Source organism: Paenibacillus sp. CECT 9249 (assembly GCF_918697855.1).
In the GTDB taxonomy this organism is placed as follows: Bacteria; Bacillota; Bacilli; order Paenibacillales; family Paenibacillaceae; genus MSJ-34.
The window spans coordinates 46406-69067 of record NZ_CAKKLI010000011.1 but is presented as its reverse complement, the minus strand read 5'-3'; the positions used below and the strand labels follow the sequence as shown (position 1 = coordinate 69067).

The window sequence follows — 22662 nt, the reverse complement described above, 5'->3', positions numbered from 1 at the left end:
AGTCACGATGATTCTATCCTATTCTCCGAATCCCTTGTTCCCCATCCAGGCAATCGTTGCCCGTATGCCTCCTTCCGGCAGCCGTTCGAAGGTGAGGCCGGAGTCACCTCTAAACCGATACAGCAAGCGCCGATGTACGTTCCATGTGCCGCAACCGATCTCCTCAGACATCGGAAGCTTCAGTCTCGCGTGCAGTTGATCCAACTGTTCCTGCGTCATGCCCGCGCCGTCGTCTTCAATAAAGATATAATTGGCATCCCCTTCCTGTTTGCCTGTAATCGTAATGAGACCGCCGCCGGGCGTCTTCTCGATGCCGTGAACGATCGCGTTCTCGACGATGGGTTGTATAATCAGCCGCGGCACTCGCAGCTCCAGCATCTTCTCCGGCACGTCCATTTCGAAGGCGAGCCGTTCCATGCGCAAATTTTGAATCGTTAAATAATGCCGTACCAGTTCAAGCTCTTCCTCAAGCGTCACCCATTGCTTCTCCACGCGGGTCGTATACCGGTAAAACTCGGCCAAATTTTCCGACATTTTCACCACCGACTCCCGATCGTCCATCATGGCCGAATTGATAATGAAAAACAACGAATTGTATAAAAAGTGCGGATTGATCTGCGATTGCAGTTGCTTCAACGTCGCTTCGCGCGATTGAATTTTTTCCGCGTAAACCTTTTCGATCAAAATCTGAATCTGATCGGCCATCTCATTAAAACGGAAAATAAGGAAGTCGAATTCATTCCTCGCCCGATAACGAATCCGCGCGGAGAAATCGCCCCGCTTCATCCGCTGGAAGTTCAGAATAAGCTGGCGCAGCGGCCGCTGCACATTCCGGTAAAGCGAGAACGAAGCCGTAACGACTAATATAAGCAGCAGACCGAGAATAATGTAGAAAAAGTTTCTGCTTTTGGTAATGGGTGCGATTACACTTTGGTACGGCACATAGTCGATCAGATACCAATCCAATTGCTTCGATTTCACAAAGCTTACCAAGTATTGATGGCCGTCCAGCACGACAAGCTCCTGCCCGGACTCCATGCCGTTTAATTGCTCATCGCCAAGCTGCGAGATCAGTTCGTTCGTCATGTCCGCCGAAGATGTGCTGTTCAAAATCGGCTGCTCCTGAGGATGGTACAGGAAAGGATCGTTATCCTTGCCGTCCTTGTAACTGTCCAGCATCATCGTTAGATTGCGGCTGTCGAATCTGACACGGAATATCGCTTTCGCCGATTGCCGCCAGGACTCCGTTGCCGGTTCGCCAATCTCGCGGACGAAATAATTTCTTTGGCTTTTGCCGGCGCCTTCCTTCGCATAGGTCCATTGGACATATACCGGGCCTGCCGTCTGCTGATTGAGATGGGTCTGAAACACATTCGACGAAATCGATTTGCCTTCCCGCGGCAAGATGACGGCCAGATCGTTCTGCCATGCGTTCGATACGCTTTGCAGGCTCAACTTCTCTATCATGCGATATTCCGCATTGAGCGCGTCAAACAATCGTTCCGGCCTTCGATCGATAAATTCCCGAATATAAGGGTCGTAGCTGAGCAAAATCGGAAACATTGACAACTGCTCGATATTGGTATCCAATTGTTTCAATAGAAACGTCAACTGATTCAAGTTGGAAGTTTGAATTTGTTCCTTGACTACCTCCGTACTAATGCTCGTCGAAATGCTGTATAAAATGATGATCGGAACGAGGAATAGAAAGATCATGAGTACAATTTTACGGAAAATGTTAGACTTGAACATGCCGCCCTCTCCTTTGTGCGCTTCCGATCACTCGATGCCCGGTCGAGTCGTTCAAGATGAAAATAGCCCCATTGCAGAGGCTACGAAAAAATTACAATATTTCGTTCCTTTATCCTTTCACCGCTCCCGCCGCCAAACCGTCCACGACATAACGTTGCGCAATTAATGCGATAACCAGCACCGGAAGCGTAATGATGCAAGCGGCAGCCATTAACGCGCCCCAGTTAATTTCAGCATAAGACATAAAGTTGAAAACGGCAATCGGCAACGTCTTGGTCTTATCCCCGGCCAGAATAATCGAGAACATGAAATTGTTCCAGGAGAAAATAAAGGAAAGCAGCGACGACGTCACAATACCCGCGCCGGACATCGGCAGCACGATGCGCCTGAATACGCCGTGCGGCGTGCATCCGTCAATGAGCGCCGACTCTTCCACCTCGTGAGGCAACGCTTCAAAGAAAGAGATCATAATCCAGACGATGAACGGAAGCCCCACCAGCATATGACTGAGAATAAGCGAGGTAAAGCTGTCTACCAGATGCATCTGGGAAAAGAGAATATACCACGGAATCAGAAACGAGATTCCGGGAACAATCCGCGCGACCAAAATGACGAGACCGAAGCCCTGCAGTTTGTATTTGGCAATCGCGTATGCTGCCGGCAAGCCGAGCGCCAGCGATAAGATCGTAGAGCCGACGGCCACAATCATGCTGTTCAGGATATACTTTAAAAAATCGTACTGCTGAAATACGTTGACGTAATTGCTGGCGGTGGGCTGAAAAATAAACGTTTGACTTGTCGACATGATCTGCGCCTGCGTCTTGAAGGAAGCGAGCAGCATCCAGACGAATGGAAAAACGAAAATAACGAGCACAATTACGGTCAGCAGGGACAATAGGATGCTGGCGCTTTTTTTCGGTTTCATTGCCCGACCCCCAATCGCTTCCTCAACCAGATCAGCAATAACGTGAACGCCAATACAATGATGAAAAAGATCACGAGCAGCGCCGAAGCCGATCCCAGCTTAAAATATTGGAATCCAAGCACGTATCCGTATATGTTGAGCGTCTCCGATTTGAAGTTGGGGCCGCCTTGCGTCGTAGCGTAGATGATATCGAATGTTTTGAGCACATCGATCAGCCGCAGCATCGCAGCGATAATAATCGTCGGTTTTAACAAGGGCAGCGTAATGTGGACGAACTTCTGCCGGAACGAAGCGCCGTCAACGGCGGCCGCTTCGTAAGGATCGCCCGGCAACGTGGATAAGCCGGCCATGAGGATCAGCGCCACCATGGGCGTCCATTGCCACACGTCGACAACGATCAGGGACGGTATGACTTGCGTCATGGAAGCCAGCCATAACTGCGGCTGAAGGCCTAACGCCTTCAATAATGAATTGGCTGCGCCAATGGAAGGCTCGTATATAAGCATCCATACGAGACCCATGGCGACCGGAGTCGCCACCATCGGCAGGAGGAACAATGTTTTGGTCACATTCTTGCCTGTGAAATTCCGGTTCAATAATACGGCGATCGCGATGCCCAGCACAACTTCAATCACGAGCGCGACGAATGTGAAATAAAACGTATTGATCACCGAATCCAGAAACCGTTCGTCCTCAAACAATTCCACATAGTTCGCCAATCCGACGAAACGGGGCGGCGTTACCGCGGACATGCTCCATTCGTAAAAGCTTATCCAAACCGTATAGGTAATCGGAAACAGCATCATGAGCAGTACGAATAGCAACGCAGGCATGATGTAAATCCATTTCAAGTTGCGGTTCAACCAATTATAACCCATGCGCTCCCATCCTTTCCGATGCGATCAAAGGGCCATTCCAACCGCATGACCCTTTGACCGTCAATCCTATGTTCTACTTCTTGAAATCCTTGTCGATTATCGCTTGCAGCGTTTCATTCGCTTTGTCCGCGGCAGCCTGAATATCTTGCTCGCCCGTCATTATTTTCATGACGATTTCGCCTACCGCATCGCGCGCTTCCCCTACGCTGATGACGACCGGACGGTCATGGTCCACGCCGCCCGCCATCGCTTCTTTCGTTACTTCGACAAGCTGCGGAGGATAGGATTTGGTCGCCTCCGGATCGTTCCACACCGAGCCCCGGGCGCCCGGGTTTCCTTTTTGCTGCTGTTTCAATACGATTTCTTTGCCGGTCGCCCATTCGATGAATGCCCAGGCTGCTTCCTTGTTCTTGGAATTGGCGTTGATCGCCAAACCCCATGCCGTCACGTTATACGGTTTCGAGCCCGCATCGCCTGCAGGGAATGCCGCAAAGCCGACATGCTCGCTAACCGTCGATTTCTCAGGATCGGTCAAGTTCGTGTATAAGGAGTTCGCATCGGTCAAGAAGGCCACTTTGCCTTGCGCGAAAATCCCGAACGCTTGCGGCCATGACATATTCAACACGCCCGGGGGACCGTAATCCTTCAATAAAGTCCCGTATGTTGTCATCGCTTTGATCGCTGCGGGCGAATTGATCGTCGCTTTCTCGCCGTCCATAAAGTCTCCGCCTTCCGAGTAAATGAAGGAAGAGAGTTGGGTAACAAGCGGCGAACGCTGGCCTCTGGATACGAAGCCGTACATTTCATTCTTCGGATCGTGCAGCTGCTTCGCGGCGGCCACCAGTTCGTCCATCGTCTTCGGAACTTGGATGTTCGCTTTTTCCAATAAGTCTTTCCGATAATAGAGCACTTCCTGCTCCGTAATAATGGGAATGCCGGCGATCTTGCCGGCGACCGTCGTCGTACCTAACGCCGCTTTCGAGATGTCGTCAAAGTCGTAATCCGCGTTGCGATTGACGTATTCGTCCAAGGGTGAAACCCAACCGTTCTTGAAGAACAGTCTGCCTTCCTGAAGAGGGCGGTACATGAATACGTCCGGCGTTGCCGAACTCGCTGTAAACTGCACCGTCAGCTTCTGGGTAAGCTGGTCTTCGAAGTAGCTTTCGACTTTCACCTTCATCCCCGTAGCCTCTTCAAATTCGGGAATGAGCGGCACGATCGCTTCTCCCCACGGATGGTTCGCCGTCACAATCGACAAGCTTTGTCCCGCGAACGGTTTGTCTTGCTTCGGCGTCTCGTTTGCCGCCGGCGTATTCGAAGGTTCCGGAGATTCGGACGCCCCGGGCGCCGTTCCGCCGCAACCGGCCAGCATACTTAGGGAGAGAAGAACGGTCAGACTTGTTCCCAGCCATCTCTTTTTCATTTCGTTACCCCCTTATCGTCATATTTGCAATATTTTCAAAAAAATTATAAAACATAAAACTTTCCCAATATATAACCTAGATTTAACATCCATAACAAAACGTTAACCGATTTGTAAGCGTATACATAATTGTGTGTATGTCATTCCGAAGCACCGAAGCAAACGGTGGCAAATCTTAAAGGGCCATCCTTGGCGGGATGACCCTTTCTCTATACTGTTCGAGCTTTGGACTACTTTGCAGCGGTTCTATTTGTAATGTTACAATAAAATGGCTAAGACTGGAGGACGTTGGAAATGAGAAGCGAGCAAGAAATGATGCGCATGTTTGTTGATTTTGCTATGAAGGATGATAGAATTCGGCTGGCAACGTTGGAAGGATCGCGCACGAACCGAAATATCCCCCGCGATTCGTTTCAGGATTACGATATTTCTTATTTTGTGACCGATATGGATTCTTTTAAAGAAAACGATCGTTGGCTGGATCGGTTCGGCAAGCGCGCGATTATGCAAAAGCCCGAGGATATGGAGCTCTTCCCGGCGGAACTCGGGAATTGGTTCTCTTATATCATTCTATTTGAAGACGGCAATAAATTGGATTTGACGCTGATTCCGGCAAACGAAGCCGAAGATTACTTTGCGAATAGCGACGGCTTGGTGGAAGTCCTGCTGGATAAGGATGCTCTCGTCAAAACCGAAGTCATCGCAAGCGACCGCCAATACTGGATTCAAAAGCCGACCGCAAGAGCATTTGACGATTGCTGCAACGAATTTTGGATGGTCTCCACTTACGTCGTCAAAGGATTGGCGAGACAAGAAATCCTCTTTGCCATTGACCATTTAAACGAAATTGCCCGCCCTAATCTGCTAAGAATGATGTCATGGCAGATCGGAGCAGAGCAAGGCTTTTCCTTCAGCGTGGGGAAAAATTATAAATTTATCGATCGTTATCTTCCCAAGGAAACTTGGGACGCCTTGCTATCCACTTATTCCGGGAACGGTTACCCGAATATGTGGCAGTCTTTATTCACTTGTTACGAGTTATTCAGAACATATTCCAAATCCGCGGCAGTGAGCCTTGGATATCCATATCCCGATTATGATGAGGCTGTCACCAAGTATACGGAAAAGATCTATCGCGCATGGAAGGAATAAGCGGTGCTGCTTATACTCCTTCTACCGGCAACGATTCGCCGCCGGATGCTCTTCTTTTGCGGAATTCATCGGGAGTCATTCCAATGACTGACTTGAAAGCTTTAATCAGATGGGTTTGGTCATGATATCCGAGATCTAATGCCACAGTCTTGAAATTAAAACAAAGCAACTTTGCGATTTTGACTATGTATGAACATTCGGATAAGAACTGGGAGGAAACATTAGATATCATCAAGCAACTATCGAAAAAGAATCTTTCGCCGACTGACGTTATTCGCGGCAAATCATCAACTTGTTGCCGTCCGGATCCTTTACAACGAACCAATGATCATGTTCGATTTCCGTTACGAGTTCCACGCCCGGTTGTTTCATATAGGCAAGCGAACCTTCCAAATCTACCGTCAGGAACGTAAAAGCGGGAGTTTCGATGGGAGGGGCTCCATCCGGCCGATCGCCTCCCCACTTCGGCATCGTGTCCAGAACGAGCCCGGTTCCCTCCATCGGCAGCGGGCACAAATGGCCGTTCATCATTTCGCAGTCGGCTTCTTTCAGCCCTAGAACTTGGCAATACCAACGGCGGGACTTTTCTAGATTCCGTACCGGGATGAAAATGCTCCCTACTTTGTTTTTGATCGGACTGACTTGGTTGAGGCGAACTCGCCCTTGTTCATTCATCGATTTGCCTCCTTGGTTACTACTAAACGTACGGCCTGTCAAGAGAGGAAAAGAAGCTGCCGTCAAGCCAATCATAGCAAATGATTCCAATATTTCACAAGGAAAACCGCCAGGGGCGCTCGTCCCGACCGTTTTTTTGGTTGCGTACAGATTTGAGCAGCGTTCGCCCTGTTACGTAAGTCAATGTCATAAGTGGCCACCGTTGATGGTACTGGCTTTATTGCGCATTTGGCGCTAACGAAACTGGCAATCCTTATTCGGCTCAAAATGAAGACGTTCCCATCCTAACGAAAGTACGCATCGTTATTCATTGAAAATCGGCGGTTTTACGGCCTTTCTCCCCTCATTAGCGTGTTTCAGTTTCGTTACACGAGCAGCAAGGTGATTTACAGGCGATTAGCGTGCATCCGTTTCGTTAGCCCGCCCGACGGATCGTCAGCCGCCAGTGGTATGATGTAATTGACTCATGTAACTGCAATTTTCCATTTACAAAAGCGGATTCGGGCGATTTTCGGCCGCGCAGCTGCAAATCTCCAGTATTTCTGCCCAATTGAACGGAAAATGCGAGAAACGATCCTGAATAAATGGATTTTTGCAGTACTACGCTCCAAAAATGGTTTTTCCCGCTAAATTAATGGATTTTTGCAGTTGCTATCAAGCGTTCTCGGTTCCTATGCGGGATGGCCTTATGTTCGTTATGCAAGCATCTTATTGCTCTCCCTCGTATGCCTTCCGTAACGTTTCGATATCGATTTTGGTGTAAAAGGCGGACCGCCGTTTCAAGCGACGAATTGCTGTCCTTCCAGTTGAAACTCCTCAGTCATAACCGTTCCCTCAGGCGTCCTGCGCACATCGCGATTGTCCTTGCCATAGTAAGTTATCCTTCCGATTCCGGAATTTCCGAAGATCGAGGTGTAAAATTGCGCCTCCTCTTCCGCTTGCGAATCGAACCATAAGTTTGGCGTAGCGTTCATTTCTTTAGAATTGCGATGTTGTACCGTCAAAGCAAACGCTCGTTTATGCAGCCATATGACACCTGTCATCAACATCTCTTTACAGATGTGAATGTTCTGTCCGTCTTCCCGTCGTTACAATGGAATTACGCTAATTATGACAAGAAGAGAGTGAACGCTATGGAACAACGCAAAGAAAGAATCCGCCTGCTTGATATTTTACGGGGATTCGCCATCCTGGGAACGCTCGGGACAAACATTTGGATATTCGCGAATTTGGGAGATCTATCTTATATTACAACGTTCGATCATTCCGGTTGGTGGGGAGCGAACGACCTCGTCAGGATGATCGTATTATTCCTTGTGAACGGGAAGCTGCTCGGGCTGCTCACGATCATGTTCGGCGTCGGACTGGAGATGAAATACCGGCAAGCGATGCGCCAAGGAAAAGCTTGGCCGGGAACCTATATATGGGTGTCTCTGATCTTGTTCTTGGAAGGCTTGCTTCATTTTACCCTGGTCATGGAATATGACATCTTAATGAGCTATGGGGTGACCGCCATCATTGTCGCCTTCATCGTTAAAGGCGGCGACCGCGTTATATCCGTCACGATGAAAGCGATCGGCAGCATTCATGCGACCTTCATTCTAGGCATTCTGCTGCTTGGCCTGATTGATGCCAATATTTCATTGGGCAGCTTTGCCGATATTATCGCTCTATATCGAGACGGCACTTGGCTGCAGCAAATTCAATATCGGCTGTCTCATTTCCTCTTGCTGCGATTGGAAACGATCCTCGTCATTCCGATGAATGTGTTTTTATTTCTGCTTGGCGTCCGTCTTATGCGCTCAGGGGTGTTCGCTCAGGACGAGAACGGCCGAAGACGGCGCAGCAAGCTTTTGAAGCTCGGACTTTATGTAGGGTTGCCTTTAAATCTGCTTGTCTTCATTCCTGGCGGAGCATTCGACTTGCCTGTCCGCTATTTATTCGCTCCATTGCTGTCCCTGGGCTATATAGCAATCATTGGAAACATGGTACAATATACGAAGTGGAATGGGCTTTGGCGCCTGCTTGAACATGCCGGGAAAATGTCGTTAAGCTGTTATATCATCCAAAATGCGATCTGCTCCGTCATTTTCTACGGCTGGGGCTTCGCTCTCGGCGGAAAGCTTAATTCCTTGACAATCATAGCGGTCTGGTTCGGCATGTCCGTATTCCAATTATGGTTTGCAACCGTATGGCTTCGCTTCTTCAAACTCGGGCCGATGGAATCGGTCCGCAGGCGCGCGGTAGGACTGTTCGAATCCAGATAGCCGATCCGGAGGCTGTAGCGGATGATTCACAAAATTTACCCGAGAGATCAAATCAAATACTATCTGCTCCTGGATGTCTTCTCGGTCGTATTTTTATTCTATTTCGTTCTCAGCGCAAGGTCCGCTCTTGGGCTCCTGGGCAGCCTTCTGCTGTTGCTCTTGTTTATGGCTTCATTTTATATCGCGCTTTGGCGGCGGGATTGGCTGCAACTGGCGGCCATTGTACTCGGGTTGGCCGCATTGGCAATACTTGCGGTGCATGCCGGCCCGAACATCCTGCTTTTTGGATTTATTTTTGCCGACCTGCTCGGAAGATCCAAATCCAAGTGGAACATTGGTCTTGGCATTGCGGCCATCGGTATCATGTTTCTCTTCGTTTCTTGGCAAAGAGCGGATCTGTTGTTCCAACGGGAACTGCCGATTCTGCTCCCGATTATGATCGTTCAAATGATGCTTCCTATCGTCATTTATATCAACGTGAAAACGAGAGACTTGCAGGGCGAATTGGACGCAGCAAATAAACAGCTCATTCAACAAGAGGAAAGAAAGCGGATTGCGAGGGATCTTCACGATACGCTCGGCCAAACCTTGACGATGATCAAGTTAAAAAGCGAGCTCGCCGCGAAATGGGTGGATAAGGATCCCCGGGAAGCCAAGGCGGAACTGCAAGATATACTGGCTACGTCGAGAATCGCCTTGAAGCAAGTGAGGGAGCTGGTTTCGGATATGAAGTTCGCCTCCCTGGCCGGTGAGCTGGAACAATCCCGCAAGCTGCTGCATACGGCGGGCATTGAACTTGATATCGTGGAGAACGGGAAGCCTCCGCTGTTATCCAGCGTGGAGGAGACGATGATCGCGCTCTCCGTGCGGGAAGCGGTGACGAATATCGTCAAGCACAGTCGGGCATCGCAATGTACGATCAAATTGGAGACCGTGGACCGTTGCTATTGTATCGATATAACGGATAACGGAGTCGGGCCGGCGGAGCAGGCAAGCGGAAACGGAATTGCATCGATGAACGAGCGGATGCAAGCACTGCACGGAACTCTTGCGGTAAATCATGCGCCGGGCGGAGGAACGGCCATTGCCATGAAACTTCCGCTTCGCCGGCAAGGAAAGGAGAATTCTGCATCATGATTCGAGTCGTCATAGCGGAAGATCAGCAAATGCTGCGCGGCGCCTTCGCCTCGTTGTTGAAATTCGAATCCGATATCGAGGTGGTCGCGGAGGCGCCGGACGGGAATCAAGCCTGGGAAGCGATCCGGCGGCATCGGCCCGATGTGTGCGTGCTGGATATCGAAATGCCGCTCGTCAGCGGCCTGGAGTTGGCCGAACGGATCAGAAACGCCGGCATGCCCTGCAAAATCGTGATTGTCACCACGTTTGCCCGACCCGGTTACTTGCAGAAATCGATCGATGCCCAAGTCGACGCCTATTTATTGAAAGACGAACCGATCGATTTCCTCATCGAATCGATCCGCCGAGTGATGAACGGCGAACGGGTCATTAGCACGGATTTGGCGGCGGCCCTCTTCATGAAAGAGGAAAACCCGCTCAGCGAAAGGGAGGCCGAAATGCTGCGATTGACCAAGAAAGGCATGTCGACCGACGAGATCAGCAAGGCCCTCTTCCTGACGAAGGGGACCGTACGGAACTATTTATCCTCGGCGATTCAGAAGCTGGAAGCCGAATCGAGGCAGCAAGCCGTCAATATTGCCGATGAGAAAGGATGGCTGTAAATTCATGACAACGGACATGAACGGAAAGTTGTGCCTGATTACAGGCGCCAATTCGGGAATCGGCAAGGAAACGGCGTTGGGATTGGCAAAGGCCGGGGCGCATGTTGTTATGGCAGCAAGAGATGTAAAGCGAGGGGAAGAAGCAAAAGCGGATATTATAGAGCGAAGCGGAAACCGGAACGTCGAATTGTTGCTTGCGGATATGTCAACCGGCGATGGCATCCGATCTTTGGCAGAGCAATATCTAAGCCGTCACAAACAATTGCATGTGCTGATCAACAACGCCGGCGGCTTATTTCAACAATATCAAAAAAATGCGGAAGGCATGGAAATGACTTTTGCCTTGAACTATTACGCTCCGTTTCTGTTGACCCATCTTTTGCTGGACACACTCAAGGCAAGCGCGCCGGCCCGGATCGTCAATGTGGCCTCGAGAGTGCAGGCCAAAAGCCTGAATATCGATCAATTGCCCGAACCTGTTCCATACAATTCGATGAAAGCATACGGCGCTTCGAAATTGGCTGTCGTCATGTTCACTTATACGCTTGCTCGCCGGCTGTCCGGCACATCTGTGACCGTTAATGCGGTGCATCCCGGAGTCATCTACACGCCTCAATCGGCGCGATTTGCACCCTCCTTCTTCCGGCCTCTCTTAAAGTTATTTATGTCCAATCCGGAAAAAGGAGCGGAACCGTCGCTGAGATTAGCGGCCGATTCATCGCTTGAAGGGGTATCGGGCCAATACTTCCATAAAAAGGAGCCGAAGCAAACAGGGCCGTTTTCTTACGATAACCGGCAGCAGGAAAAGCTTTACGAGCGGAGTCTGGAATGGAGCGGACTCAAACCGTTGGGATAGATAGGAAAACAAGCTCCCCTTATACGGGAAGCTTGTGTCCATACTCACTACTTCATTATTTGTTGACATTCTTGTTATACAGGTTGCCGCCGCCGATCCGGACATCGTCATGGGCTGTCGTCCCTGTTGCCGCACTGGTCGCATATACTACATATCCGGCCGAGTCGTCCAGATTCACCGTATTGTGATGAAATGAATTGTTCGTCCCCGTCGGGTATAACGTGCCGTGGGTCCGAACCTGGAACGCGTCGGCGATATTGGCGTTTCCGTTCCGATAGCCTTGGTTGTAGCGAACGACAGTGTTGACGCCTTTGACATCGATAAAGCTGTCCGCGCTATTGGCGCCGCTGATTCCCGTTCCATTGAATGTGCAATATTCAATGACGGTTCCGCTGGCCCCTTCTTTTACATCGATATGTTCCGCGGTAATCCCGCCGTCAAACACCGTATGTCGAATCACGTTGTCATATACCAGATGTTCATAGTTCGAGCTGGAGTCCGATCCGACATACGCCCCTTCCCCATATCCCGGCTGATACTTGCCGGTATCGTATATCGTTGAATACTCCAGCGTGTTGTATGAGCTTCCGTCCCGGAAATGAACCCCCTCGTCTCCGATGTTGTGCACCTTCAGCCGATGAAGAAGATTATAATTCCCATGATCGACGACAACTCCCTTTTGCGCGGTATGGATCTCAATATCACGAATTTGCCAATAATCTCCGGTCAAATGAATGCCGTAAGAGCCGTCGTTTACATTCGTTCCTTTGAACACGGCAGGGTGAGCCGGATCGCAGCTTTTCAGAATAATTGGGGAAGCTTGGCTTCCGTTTTTGCCGGAATAGAACAAGCCCTGTCCTCCCGGGTCTCCACTCGTGGATCGCACTCCAACATAGGTTCCTGGCGCTATGGCAATCACATCGCCGGGAGAGGCGTTTTTCATCGCATTCTGGATCGCTGCAGTACTGTTAAGCGCATTTGTGCAGACCGGGGTAGAGCCGGAATCCGACAGGGTTGCGACCGTCACTGTGCTGCTGGGAGCGGACCGGTTGCCGGCAGCATCTTTGGCCTTCACGTAATAGCTGTAAGTTGTATCCGGATTCAGGCCGGTATCATTTATAAAGGTACCAGTCGTTTCTGCTGCCAGGTCTCCGTTTCGGAATACTTCGTATCCCGTAACCCCCACATTGTCTGTAGAGGGGCTCCAGCTCAAATAAACCTGTGTCCCTGACATGGCAGCAGCCGTAACATTGGTTGGAGCGGAAGGCGGCTGACGATCCTCGCCGGGACTCGTTCCGCTGCCGGCAACGACAAGTTGGGGTCCGTTCGACCCGTTTTCTTTGCTGTTTAACGTCGTATATTTGCCTGCGCTATCTTGAAGCATAAAAGAGACGACCCCGTCCCCGGCTGCTTCTGCTGCCACGTAAGACGTCACATCCAACTCGTAATAAGCTTTCGCGGTATTCATCGGCACACTTCCGGCCAAGCTTCCCTGCGCCGGTTTATTGTTCCAAGCGATGGTCCGCTCATTCCATTGATCTCCGGTTTGATAGGCGGATAAAACGGTATTGTAAGAAGCGCTCCCATACATTCTGAGCTTGGCGTTCGTTACGTCCGAAATTCCGGAAAGGTTAAATTTCAAAAAGGCTTGGCGGGAGTTGGCCGCATCATTTTTGACGTACAGCGATGAGGAGGCGCCATAGTTGGAGGAAGCATTGCCCTGATGCACATATGAATCGTCCGTTGGACTTAATGCCGCGGACGATGCCAGGGAAAGGATTGGAGCAGCCGGCACAAGCAGGATGAGCGTTAAAAGACATAGGCCTATTTTTCTTAACAGGAACTTCGTTCTGCGGATACCTCCGGACATATGAATCACTCCCTTTTTCGTCATTGGTTGATTCTTATGTTTGCGGGTCCGCTTTTCCGCCCAGAACTTGTTCTATCCGTTTCAGCACTGCGGAAAAGCGGATCGTCTCAAGATTGTTTTTATTCGCTATTACGGCTGCAACTGCCACAGTGCGGGAACATTCGGAGGTTCCCAACCTGGCAATGACGTATGCGACTGCCGGCACTTATACTGCATGTTATTGTACATGACCACATCGCCCGCGGTATAGCTTGTATTGGCTTGCCACTCGGGCGTTGAGACCGTATCTGTCGTGACGCTCAAGGCATTGCTGTCGGCAGATACATTGCCGGCGGCGTCCCGGGCCTTCACCGTGAATACATAGGTCGTGCCGGGAGCAAGTCCGCTTGCCGTATAGGCCGTGCTTGTCGTTGTGCCTGCCAATGCGCCGTCGCGATAAACGTCGTATGCGGCAACGCCGACGTTATCGGCGGAAGCGGTCCATGCCAAGCTGACGCTGGTTGACGTCTTCCCCGTCACGGTCAGACCGCTTGGCGCGGTCGGCGGCTCGGCGTCCGGCACATCCGCGGCCGTTGTTGCACTGACCGCGCCGCTCGCTGCCGATACATTGCCGGCGGCATCCCGAGCCTTCACGGTGAAGCTGTACGTCGTATTCGGAGCAAGTCCGATTACCGTTGCGCTCGTCGCCCCCGTCGTCGTCGTCGACGGAGCCGCGGCGCCGTTCGCATACACTTCATAGCCCGTTACGCCAACATTATCCGTTGAAGCGGCCCACGACAGGCTGACGCTGGCCGAGGTCTGGCCCGTCACGGCCAGGCCGCTTGGCGCGGTCGGCGGTTCGGTATCCGGCGCAGTCGGCTGCGTAAACTTCTGATACATCATATCCGTTAACGCAGTTCCTCCGCTTGCCGGCGAATCTCCCGTAATCTCCCAGGCAATCATGCCTCCCCAACCGGAGTTATTCACGTAATCCGCTTTGAACGCGATGGACACTTCATCTTCATAGGTGTATACCTCCCGTTTCGAAGGCGAATACAACCATGGCGTCTGATTGACCGGATCGCGGTATTTGGTGAACGCCGGGTCTTTCTCCATCGCATTTTTGATATGATAATACGGATTTTGCCCGCCGCACTGGTTATGCTGGGAGTTCGGATCGTCCCAGATGCCGCAAGGTCCGACATTGTAGGTCTCGCCGCTGTTCGCGTACATGCCGTTCACGCCGGTATTCGGGTCGACGAGCCCCCAGCCTCGCGAATAATATGGGGTTCCGATATTCAGCTTGTGCTTCGGCACGCCGAGCGAATGGTAGAGATTCGCCGTGTAATCCGCGTTGAACCTTTCCTTCTCCTTGCCGTCCTCGCTCGGATATACCGGGGAATGGTGGCCTGTGACCCGATCGAACGCCCCCCGATAGTCGTATGTCATCAGATTGATGAAATCCAGATATTGATGATAGACGCCCGGCTCCGACGTCTCAATGGCCGTATAGCCCGCTGGAGCCGCGATCGTCAGCAAATATTTGTCGTTGCCTGTCCGGTTGTCCGCGGCGGAAGCGGCATCCAGCTTCTCCCGCACCTTGGCCAGCAGAAGGTTGAAGTTTTGCTTGTCTTCCGGCCGGTACTTGTTGTTGGTATACGGATCTCCCGGCTGGCCGGGATATTCCCAATCGATGTCAATGCCGTCGAAGCCGAACTTCTTCATGAACGCAACGGAGCTGTCCGCGAAACGATTCCGTTTGACCGGATCGGCGGCAATATCCGAGAATGTGCCGGACAACGTCCATCCGCCGATCGAAATCAGAATTTTCACGCGCGGATACTTCGCCTTCGCATACTGCAGATCGGCGAAATTCCCGTCATAAGCTCCGTCCTTGTTCTCGCAACCCTGGGATTCCTTCATCGCCGCCCAGCAGTCGAACCCGGCAATCGTGCCGTCGGCGAGCGGCTTGGCGAACGCATAGTTCACATGCGTCACTTTATCCCACGGGATTTTGTCCATCGTATAATTGTTATGCGCGCCGTAAATGCCCCACTCCGGGAAATAGACGACGATGTTCTTGTTCGGCATCGGACCGACCGGCGCCGGCGAAGGCAGCGGCCCCTTCTTGCCTACATTGACCGTAATCGGCGCCGACAACGTAGTGCCGAACGAATTCGTCAGCTTCACCGCGTACGTGTATTGTCCGAGCTTCTTCCCCTGCAGCTTGACGCTGCCGCTCTGGCCTCCCGGCGTATTGTCGGTCAACGGCCCGCCAATCCCCGGCATTTCCACATTGTTCTCCAGCAATGCCCAAGACGTTGCATTATTCCCGCTCCACATATTCCAACTGATAGTATAGCTTCCGTCATTATCCCAGTTGTCGTGCGATACCTGCGGCACTGCAGGCGCACCGGTTGCCGCGCCGAGGGCGGTTGCGGCATAGAACGGTATTAAACTGATAACGAGTGCAAGAATGATCGCACCATTCAGCCACTTGCTCTTTGCTGTAATCATGTTCATTCACTCCTTTTCTTCTCAAAATGGAAACGCTTTCAAACCTTTCAAACCAGCCCCTAAAGATAACGCTGCCGTATTACGGAACGGTGAAGACGTTTCTTCTTGTAATGGGCGCGCGTTCCTTCAGGAGGATCGGACCGGGAGTTCTTCCGCGGATCCGATCAACGAACAACAGCAACCAACTTGCGTGTATGCGATTCTATCATCCCGCTTCCATTCGTAGACTCCTTCATGCTCGTCCGGCAGGATTCGTCAATTCCCCCCTTTCTCTCAAAATACAAAAAGAAAAATCGTTTGCAGTCTCAACTGAGATGTCCAAACGATTTCGGAACCAGAAGAAACGTTGCCGCCGTCTTGTAGGGCGAGTGCGTTTCTTCTGAATGATATAGAATTCTAATACGGTTGCGATTGTATTAACAATTCTATATCACTCTATCAAGCTATCTTGTTGTTAACATAATTATAATATAACTTTCACTGATTTGTAAATTTTTTCTATAAATTCTGCGATCATTACATTCCTTCCTTCAATTCCGGCATGTCCAGCGCTGCCGAGATGTTGCACAGCATTCCCCGGGCGAGAAACAGCATCGTCCGTTCCTCGGCATTCGGAATGCCGGCCGCTTGATAGGCATCCAGAACCATTCGGCGAACTTCCCGGAATCCGTTACGCATCGCTTCCCGAATGGTGTCTTCCTGGATGGTCTGAGCCTGCATCTGAAGCAGTATTTCATTCCGATACGCGTCCAAAATATCCTCGTAGGCTTGGATCAGCCCAGTCTCCAGCTGTTCCGGCGATGCGGACTCCACGACCTTGCGGAAGGAATCGATCACTCTCGTCCAGGATGCCTCCAGCGCCGCTTGCAACAAAGCTTCTTTGGTCGAGAAGAAACGAAAAATATACGGTTGCGATATTGTAGCCCTTTCTGCGACTTGTGCCGTCGTGGCCCGGTAGTATCCGATCTCCGCGAATACCTCGATCGCCGCCGATATGATGTCGGATTTACGATTCGCCGATGTCTCCATTTTTGCCATCATTGCCGTCTCCTTACTATGTTATTGATTCATTACTCAATAATACCACTATAAACGAAGAATAACATCGAAGCAATACGATGTACCGCCCTGCTCCTCAAATTCGCGGACACAGGAGACGCTATTTGTGACAAACGGCCCGATTTCGGACCGTTTGCGGACAGACGATCCTTTATTCGCGGCAATAGTGCAAAAATAAGCCCTCCGACGAACGAATAACGGTACCAATGTCCGCCTAAACAGCGAATAAGCGATTTGGAGGCATCATAACGGCCGTACGGTCCGGATAGCAATTCCTCGATGCAACGCCATTCCTCATTTCCTGTTTGATTGGGTAAAATACATCATTTTGAGTCAAGTTGATCATATCGCTGGTGGCTGACGACCCGTCGGGGGGCTAACGAAACTGACACACGCTAATAGCCTGCTAAATCACTTTGTTGCTCGTGTAACGAAACTACAACACGCTAATGAGGGGAAAAAAGCGGTAAAACCGCCGATTTCCAATGAATAGCGATATGTGCTTTCGTTAGATTGGGAAAACCTTCATTTTGAGCCCAATAAGGATCGTTAGTTTCGTTACCGCCAAAAGTTTCGTTACCGCCAAACCAAGAAGCGCCACGCGGATCGTCTTCGAAATAGGGAGGTATCCCCTTCCGAATGAAAGGTCCTTCATGGCCTGGCTATTCTTTCCCGCCGGGGCGGATGGTTGGATAAGATGACGACACTGCTTTGATGCAACGTTAGCGGTCGCGATGGACTGAGAATCCTTGGTTTGGCGAAGCCGCCATATTTGTAGCAATCGCACCTTTATTCCGCCCGTCCGAGCCTCATTCTCTTTCGCTTTCCAGCACCTGCTTGGCGAGCTTCTTCGGCGCAGCCAGCAAATACGCCTCCTTGATGAGTCCGGACAGTTCGCCCCAGTCCGGGGTTGCCGCTTTATCAACCGAAACCCAGCCGTGATTCCCAATGTACGGCATTTTGACATAGCCTCCCTGCTGCAGCAGCAAGAACTGCTCTTCCTTGGTCGATTTGAACGAAAGACTGGGGATGCCTTGGTTCTCTCCCATCATAACAAACGTCTTGCCCCTCACCTTCATAACGTTATGGCCGAAGCCGTCGATCAACTCTTCCACTTCCGGCAAGGGGGCGCAAATCGCCCTTACCCGCTCCAGCATGTCCATTCCCTGCTTCGACTTCATAGTCAAATCCGCCTTTCCGTTTATGGTCTTCTTCGATAGAGATCCATGCTCTTATACCCCGCAGCCAGAACCTCCTTCATTTCCGCCCGCCGCTTCGCTCTTGTTTCCTCCTGCACCGCACTATATACGTATCGGGCCCAATCTTTGCGGTACCCCGGCGTGAGCGATTGATAAAAGGCCAGCACGTCCGGACGATCCTGCAAATCCTGTTCCACTTGCGGAAGCATGGATACATAATCGTCGACGCTTTGGCTAGGTTTCGACGAAGCCCGATTTTTATTGCGTTCGTCCGCTTTGAAGCCGACAACCGTGAAGACATCGTTCAGCCCGACCATGCGCGCAAATTTGACGCTGCTAGTCCCAATATAACCGTCTTCATCGGCGCCTAATCCTTCCAGCAGACTGTCTCTATGAATATAAGTCTCATAAACTTTGTTCCCTTTTTTCGGATACGCCGCGTAGAAATAGCCGCCTTCATTCAGGTGACTATGATCGATCACTTTCTTTACAAGTTTCTGCAATGATTTTAAATCGAGCACAAAAGCGAAGATGAGGTCGTATCCGCCGCCCTTCAGCTCGGTATCATACTGTTCCAAGCCCGCCAATAGATCCTCGCCTTCCGGTTGATCCAATACGGCCGCTTTTTTATATTTTTGCAAGTTTAGCTTTTCAACAATCGTTTTCGCCATCAGATAAACCTCCGATTCTGTTACTATTCTTCATTGTAACAGTTTATCGAAGTGCATACACTGGGAAATGAATGCTTCCGCGATAAATTCCAAACCGACGAGGGGAGGAAACGCCCCGTAAAATATTGGGATAGCAAAACAGAAACATATTCCTTTGCAATGCGTCTATAATGCAGATGATCTTTTTACCGAGTCGGTTCGGAAGGATCCAAAATGGGATTCGATATCCAAAGTGAGGGAGAAGAGGAGAAGATTTTATGGCAAAATTCAGAGTTCTTATTGCTTTACTGTCCATGTGGCTGGTTTGCAGCGCCGTCCCTGCGTTTGCGGCCGGGGAGACGGCCCCGGAACCCTTCGACAAGGCATTCGGCCAAATGATCGTGATTCCCCAGAATTTCCAAGGGAAAGCGTTTGTCAAAGGGCAGATGGCAGACTTGTACGGCGATCATCGTATCGTACAACGCGAGGGGCGGATTCTCGTTCCGATTCGTTTGATGAGTACGCTCGCTACGGAACTTGGGCAATCCCAAGGGTTCTGGGATACGAAATGGGATCCTCAGCATCCGAATGACGTGATTTTATCGAACTACCAAGCCAGCAAGACGATCAAGTTTACGGTGAACAGCACCACCATGCTGGTCAATAAAGAGCCCCATACGATGGATGTGCCGCCGCAAAAAATAGCGGGTCAAATTATGCTGCCCTTGAGAAGCGCGGCAGAGGCGCTGGACAAAGAAATCCAATGGTGGGACGGCCTCATTCTGATGGGCGACCGGCCTGTCAATTTGCAGGATCCGCAGGCGGCGGCCGCCAAAGATCGCATCAAAGCCTTGCTAACCGATCGCCGAAAGCCGGTTGATTATACGGAAAGCCTGAATCCGATTACGAAAAATGGAGATGCCGCTTATTATGTGAAGACGATTTATAAAAGCGACGAAACGATAGATCAATTATTCAGAAAAGCGGACGGGCAAAAAGAAACGCAAGTCAAGTTGCCGGGCAAGCCGCATCTTAGCAATGCAAAAATCATCAAACACGAGCTCTATTATGTGTCCATCGTCAATGACCAGGCTGAGCTCTATGCATTGGATCTTGCCAATCAACAATCCAGAAAAGTCTGCTCGCTGCATCCGTGGAAACCGGGCGACGGCTGGTTAGGCAACATCGAACTCATCGACAACGAATTGTATGTTATTCTCCATGTTGGAGATAACACGATGGGGGGCGATACGTTATACAAAGTCGATAACGGCGCTTTAACGATGCTTAATAATTTCAAAAGCATAGTCCGGGTAGTCAAATCGGAAGATTCTTTATACCTCGCAGATTTCAGATTTATGACCGATATATCCAATAATGTAAGCCGGGTCGATCTGAAGACGGGAGAATGGAAGTCGGTCGGACAACCGGAGTTTGCATATAACATCTACCGGGAACAGCATCCCCAGGGTGGAACAAGCTTCTCAGCCAGGGACGCCCTGTACGTTCAGGACGGCTATCTGTATACGTTAGGCTATAAAGACAGCGATCCGAACGACGCAAGCGCCGTGTACAAAATCAATCTGGCGGATCAGACGCAAGTGAAATTGACCCCTCCGGCCAGCGACTTCTGGTTGATCGGCAGCGATATTTATTACATCGATTCCAAATCCGGCAACTTGGAGAAAACCGATGTGAATGGAGAACGCCATGGAACGGCAGCCGCAAGAATGGCGACGCAGGTTCAGTACGATAACGGAAGTTTCTACTATACCGCCAAGACGGGAGATACCAATGCGGCAGACCTGTATCGATACGACCCGGCGACAGGCAAAGAAACGAAACTTAGCGATAAATCGGTCGCTTCGTTCTTTGTCGGCAAAGCGGGCATTTATTATCTGTCGAATGGCTATGACCGCGGATTATATAAGGTCGATAAAGATGGCAACAATGTTCGTTTGGTGAACGATCGCATCAATAGCGCCGTCCTCGCCGACGATGGAATGGTCTACACCTTGATCTATGAAAAAGGAATCTACTCCGTAAAATAAACAGCGATATCCCCCAGTACCGTCTTGAGGAACTGGGGGATATTTCATTTGATCTCATCGGAAGCGATATTAGATTTTTATTATCTACTTGGCGAGCTGCAATTCACCGTTTAGGCCAAACATGCGAGCTGCAGAAGTATGAATTTCTTGAATAAGTTCCGGGTTTTCCACGAGCGATACGCCATAAGAAGGGATCATTTCTTTTATTTTCGGTTCCCACGCTTGGAGATGCTGCGGGAAGCATTTCTCAATGACCTCCAGCATGACCGAAACGGCGGTAGAAGCGCCAGGAGAAGCGCCGAGCAGTGCGGCGATCGAACCGTCGGCGGCGCTTACGACCTCCGTACCGAATTGCAGCGTTCCTTTGCCGCCGGCAACCGTATCTTTAATGACTTGCACACGTTGGCCTGCCACCAGCAGATCCCAATCCTCGCTCTTGGCGTTCGGGATGAACTCCCGCAACTCTTCCATGCGCTTTTCTTTCGATAACATCACTTGCTGGATGAGGTATTTTGTCAAGGACAGGTTCTTTATACCTGCCGCCAGCATCGTGATAATATTATGCGGTTTGATAGAGCCGAATAAATCGAACATGGAACCGGTTTTTAAGAACTTCGGCGAGAAGCCGGCAAACGGTCCGAAGAGCAGCGATTTTTTATTGTCGATAAATCTTGTATCAAGATGGGGAACAGACATCGGAGGCGCGCCAACCTTCGCTTTGCCGTATACTTTGGCATGATGCTGCGCGACAATTTCCGGATTGTTGCACACCATGAATAATCCGCTGATCGGGAATCCCCCAATATGCTTTCCTTCGGAGATGCCGGATTTCTGAAGCAGAGGAAGACTTCCTCCCCCGCCGCCGATAAAAACGAATTTCGCGGTATGGCGTTCCGTTGTACCGCTTTCATTCCGTATTTTCAATTCCCACAAGCCATCGCTCGTCCGTTTGATATCATCGACACGATGGTTGTAATGGATATCGACGTCCTTATTTTGTAAGTGGCCAAACAGCATGCGCGTTAAAGCGCCAAAGTTAACATCCGTGCCGGATTCGATTCTTGTGGCCGCAAGCGGTTCGTTCAATGTCCGGTCTTTCATAATAAGCGGAATCCATTCCGCTAATTGATCCGGGTCATCGGAGAATTCCATCCCTTGAAACAGAGGGTTGCCCGACATCGCTTCAAAACGTTTTTTCAAGTACTCTACATTCTTGGCCCCTTGGACTAAGCTCATATGAGGCAACGGCATGATAAAGTCTTGCGGATTGCGTATCAGATCGCTGTTTACAAGATAAGACCAAAATTGCAATGACACTTGAAACTGTTCGTTCACTTTGATCGCTTTGCTAATATCGATGGATCCGTCCGGTTTCTCGGCTGTGTAATTAAGCTCGCACAGTGCGGCATGTCCCGTTCCCGCATTATTCCATTCGTTGGAGCTTTCCTCGCCTGCGCTTGCCAGCTTCTCAAACACGCTAATTCTCCAGTCCGGCATTACTTCTTTCAACAATGTTCCCAACGTCGCGCTCATGATTCCGGCGCCAATTAAGATAACGTCTGTTTCGGTTTGTCTGTTGCTCATGTTTACCGCCCTTGCATCACTATTTATAGATTAAGATATTTACTATTATATGATAGTTATCTGCTATTTGAAAGCCGGAAATTTCA

At 50.4% G+C, this 22662-nt stretch carries 19 protein-coding genes; 6 read left to right on the top strand and 13 right to left on the bottom strand.

Features of this window, described 5'->3' with window-relative positions; all coding sequences use genetic code 11:
* Window positions 1-18: 18 nt before the first annotated feature.
* The 4 genes from LQ229_RS10980 to LQ229_RS10965 form a co-directional block, all read right to left on the bottom strand.
* Entirely contained in the window at window positions 19-1752 is a 1734-nt protein-coding gene (locus tag LQ229_RS10980) for a histidine kinase (RefSeq protein ID WP_230191722.1), read from the bottom strand.
* A 109-nt stretch (window positions 1753-1861) separates the two neighbouring features.
* Entirely contained in the window at window positions 1862-2677 is an 816-nt protein-coding gene (locus LQ229_RS10975) for a carbohydrate ABC transporter permease (protein WP_230191721.1), read from the bottom strand.
* Window positions 2674-3555 (bottom strand): sugar ABC transporter permease, encoded by an 882-nt coding sequence (locus tag LQ229_RS10970; protein WP_230191720.1) that lies wholly within the window; start codon window positions 3553-3555, stop codon window positions 2674-2676. The genes LQ229_RS10975 and LQ229_RS10970 overlap by 4 nt, the downstream gene beginning before the upstream one ends.
* A 73-nt stretch (window positions 3556-3628) precedes the next feature.
* Window positions 3629-4978 (bottom strand): extracellular solute-binding protein, encoded by a 1350-nt coding sequence (locus LQ229_RS10965; protein WP_230191719.1) that lies wholly within the window; start codon window positions 4976-4978, stop codon window positions 3629-3631.
* Window positions 4979-5272: 294 nt separating this feature from the next.
* Here LQ229_RS10965 and ant(6) point away from each other — a divergent pair, with 294 nt between their 5' ends.
* Window positions 5273-6130 carry an aminoglycoside 6-adenylyltransferase gene (ant(6), locus tag LQ229_RS10960; RefSeq protein WP_230191718.1) on the top strand — a complete coding sequence of 286 codons (858 nt, stop codon included), beginning with the start codon at window positions 5273-5275 and terminating at the stop codon, window positions 6128-6130.
* Window positions 6131-6140: 10 nt separating this feature from the next.
* On the opposite strand, the gene LQ229_RS27290 is transcribed toward ant(6), so the two are convergent.
* The 3 genes from LQ229_RS27290 to LQ229_RS10950 form a co-directional block, all read right to left on the bottom strand.
* A complete protein-coding gene (locus LQ229_RS27290) occupies window positions 6141-6362 on the bottom strand; it encodes a helix-turn-helix domain-containing protein (RefSeq protein WP_356710406.1) in 222 nt (73 codons plus the stop codon).
* Window positions 6363-6400: 38 nt separating this feature from the next.
* Window positions 6401-6805, bottom strand: coding sequence for a VOC family protein (locus tag LQ229_RS10955; protein ID WP_230191717.1), 405 nt, complete (start codon window positions 6803-6805; stop codon window positions 6401-6403).
* Between the two features lie 779 nt (window positions 6806-7584).
* Entirely contained in the window at window positions 7585-7848 is a 264-nt protein-coding gene (locus LQ229_RS10950) for a VOC family protein (RefSeq protein ID WP_230191716.1), read from the bottom strand.
* Between the two features lie 90 nt (window positions 7849-7938).
* Between LQ229_RS10950 and LQ229_RS10945 the strand changes: the two genes are divergently transcribed.
* From LQ229_RS10945 to LQ229_RS10930, 4 genes are read left to right on the top strand one after another with little or no spacing between them, the layout of a single operon-like run.
* A complete protein-coding gene (locus LQ229_RS10945; RefSeq protein WP_230191715.1) occupies window positions 7939-9072 on the top strand; it encodes a DUF418 domain-containing protein in 1134 nt (377 codons plus the stop codon).
* A gap of 21 nt (window positions 9073-9093) precedes the next feature.
* Complete coding sequence (locus LQ229_RS10940) at window positions 9094-10209, top strand: sensor histidine kinase (protein WP_230191714.1); 1116 nt, start codon at window positions 9094-9096, stop codon at window positions 10207-10209.
* Window positions 10206-10811 (top strand): response regulator transcription factor, encoded by a 606-nt coding sequence (locus tag LQ229_RS10935; RefSeq protein ID WP_230191713.1) that lies wholly within the window; start codon window positions 10206-10208, stop codon window positions 10809-10811. Before LQ229_RS10940 ends, LQ229_RS10935 begins: the two co-directional genes overlap by 4 nt.
* Window positions 10812-10815: 4 nt before the next feature.
* The gene (locus LQ229_RS10930; RefSeq protein ID WP_230191712.1) at window positions 10816-11667 is read left to right on the top strand and encodes an SDR family oxidoreductase; all 852 of its coding nucleotides are present in this window, start codon (window positions 10816-10818) and stop codon (window positions 11665-11667) included.
* A 55-nt stretch (window positions 11668-11722) separates the two neighbouring features.
* On the opposite strand, the gene LQ229_RS10925 is transcribed toward LQ229_RS10930, so the two are convergent.
* From LQ229_RS10925 to LQ229_RS10905, 5 genes are all read right to left on the bottom strand, one after another.
* On the bottom strand, window positions 11723-13561 hold the full coding sequence (locus LQ229_RS10925) for a DNRLRE domain-containing protein (RefSeq protein ID WP_230191711.1): 1839 nt from the start codon (window positions 13559-13561) through the stop codon (window positions 11723-11725).
* A 105-nt stretch (window positions 13562-13666) separates the two neighbouring features.
* Complete coding sequence (locus LQ229_RS10920; protein WP_216536827.1) at window positions 13667-16033, bottom strand: glycosyl hydrolase family 18 protein; 2367 nt, start codon at window positions 16031-16033, stop codon at window positions 13667-13669.
* Between the two features lie 516 nt (window positions 16034-16549).
* Window positions 16550-17071 (bottom strand): TetR/AcrR family transcriptional regulator, encoded by a 522-nt coding sequence (locus LQ229_RS10915; RefSeq protein WP_230191710.1) that lies wholly within the window; start codon window positions 17069-17071, stop codon window positions 16550-16552.
* Between the two features lie 830 nt (window positions 17072-17901).
* Complete coding sequence (locus LQ229_RS10910) at window positions 17902-18273, bottom strand: MmcQ/YjbR family DNA-binding protein (RefSeq protein WP_216536826.1); 372 nt, start codon at window positions 18271-18273, stop codon at window positions 17902-17904.
* Between the two features lie 20 nt (window positions 18274-18293).
* A complete protein-coding gene (locus LQ229_RS10905) occupies window positions 18294-18962 on the bottom strand; it encodes a YdeI/OmpD-associated family protein (protein ID WP_216536825.1) in 669 nt (222 codons plus the stop codon).
* Window positions 18963-19219: 257 nt separating this feature from the next.
* Between LQ229_RS10905 and LQ229_RS10900 the strand changes: the two genes are divergently transcribed.
* The gene (locus LQ229_RS10900) at window positions 19220-20992 is read left to right on the top strand and encodes a DUF5050 domain-containing protein (RefSeq protein WP_230191709.1); all 1773 of its coding nucleotides are present in this window, start codon (window positions 19220-19222) and stop codon (window positions 20990-20992) included.
* Window positions 20993-21076: 84 nt separating this feature from the next.
* On the opposite strand, the gene LQ229_RS10895 is transcribed toward LQ229_RS10900, so the two are convergent.
* The gene (locus LQ229_RS10895; RefSeq protein WP_216536823.1) at window positions 21077-22576 is read right to left on the bottom strand and encodes a malate:quinone oxidoreductase; all 1500 of its coding nucleotides are present in this window, start codon (window positions 22574-22576) and stop codon (window positions 21077-21079) included.
* Between the last annotated feature and the right edge of the window lie 86 nt (window positions 22577-22662).

What these genes read in the sequence shown, in the direction of transcription:
- LQ229_RS10980 (WP_230191722.1), bottom strand. Translation starts at nt 1,752, where the DNA reads ATGTTCAAGTCTAACATTTTCCGTAAAATTGTACTCATGATCTTTCTA.
- LQ229_RS10975 (WP_230191721.1), bottom strand. Translation starts at nt 2,677, where the DNA reads ATGAAACCGAAAAAAAGCGCCAGCATCCTATTGTCCCTGCTGACCGTA.
- LQ229_RS10970 (WP_230191720.1), bottom strand. Translation starts at nt 3,555, where the DNA reads ATGGGTTATAATTGGTTGAACCGCAACTTGAAATGGATTTACATCATG.
- LQ229_RS10965 (WP_230191719.1), bottom strand. Translation starts at nt 4,978, where the DNA reads ATGAAAAAGAGATGGCTGGGAACAAGTCTGACCGTTCTTCTCTCCCTA.
- LQ229_RS27290 (WP_356710406.1), bottom strand. Translation starts at nt 6,362, where the DNA reads ATGATATCTAATGTTTCCTCCCAGTTCTTATCCGAATGTTCATACATA.
- LQ229_RS10955 (WP_230191717.1), bottom strand. Translation starts at nt 6,805, where the DNA reads ATGAATGAACAAGGGCGAGTTCGCCTCAACCAAGTCAGTCCGATCAAA.
- LQ229_RS10950 (WP_230191716.1), bottom strand. Translation starts at nt 7,848, where the DNA reads ATGACAGGTGTCATATGGCTGCATAAACGAGCGTTTGCTTTGACGGTA.
- LQ229_RS10945 (WP_230191715.1), top strand. Translation starts at nt 7,939, where the DNA reads ATGGAACAACGCAAAGAAAGAATCCGCCTGCTTGATATTTTACGGGGA.
- LQ229_RS10940 (WP_230191714.1), top strand. Translation starts at nt 9,094, where the DNA reads ATGATTCACAAAATTTACCCGAGAGATCAAATCAAATACTATCTGCTC.
- LQ229_RS10935 (WP_230191713.1), top strand. Translation starts at nt 10,206, where the DNA reads ATGATTCGAGTCGTCATAGCGGAAGATCAGCAAATGCTGCGCGGCGCC.
- LQ229_RS10930 (WP_230191712.1), top strand. Translation starts at nt 10,816, where the DNA reads ATGACAACGGACATGAACGGAAAGTTGTGCCTGATTACAGGCGCCAAT.
- LQ229_RS10925 (WP_230191711.1), bottom strand. Translation starts at nt 13,561, where the DNA reads ATGACGAAAAAGGGAGTGATTCATATGTCCGGAGGTATCCGCAGAACG.
- LQ229_RS10920 (WP_216536827.1), bottom strand. Translation starts at nt 16,033, where the DNA reads ATGATTACAGCAAAGAGCAAGTGGCTGAATGGTGCGATCATTCTTGCA.
- LQ229_RS10915 (WP_230191710.1), bottom strand. Translation starts at nt 17,071, where the DNA reads ATGGCAAAAATGGAGACATCGGCGAATCGTAAATCCGACATCATATCG.
- LQ229_RS10910 (WP_216536826.1), bottom strand. Translation starts at nt 18,273, where the DNA reads ATGAAGTCGAAGCAGGGAATGGACATGCTGGAGCGGGTAAGGGCGATT.
- LQ229_RS10905 (WP_216536825.1), bottom strand. Translation starts at nt 18,962, where the DNA reads ATGGCGAAAACGATTGTTGAAAAGCTAAACTTGCAAAAATATAAAAAA.
- LQ229_RS10900 (WP_230191709.1), top strand. Translation starts at nt 19,220, where the DNA reads ATGGCAAAATTCAGAGTTCTTATTGCTTTACTGTCCATGTGGCTGGTT.
- LQ229_RS10895 (WP_216536823.1), bottom strand. Translation starts at nt 22,576, where the DNA reads ATGAGCAACAGACAAACCGAAACAGACGTTATCTTAATTGGCGCCGGA.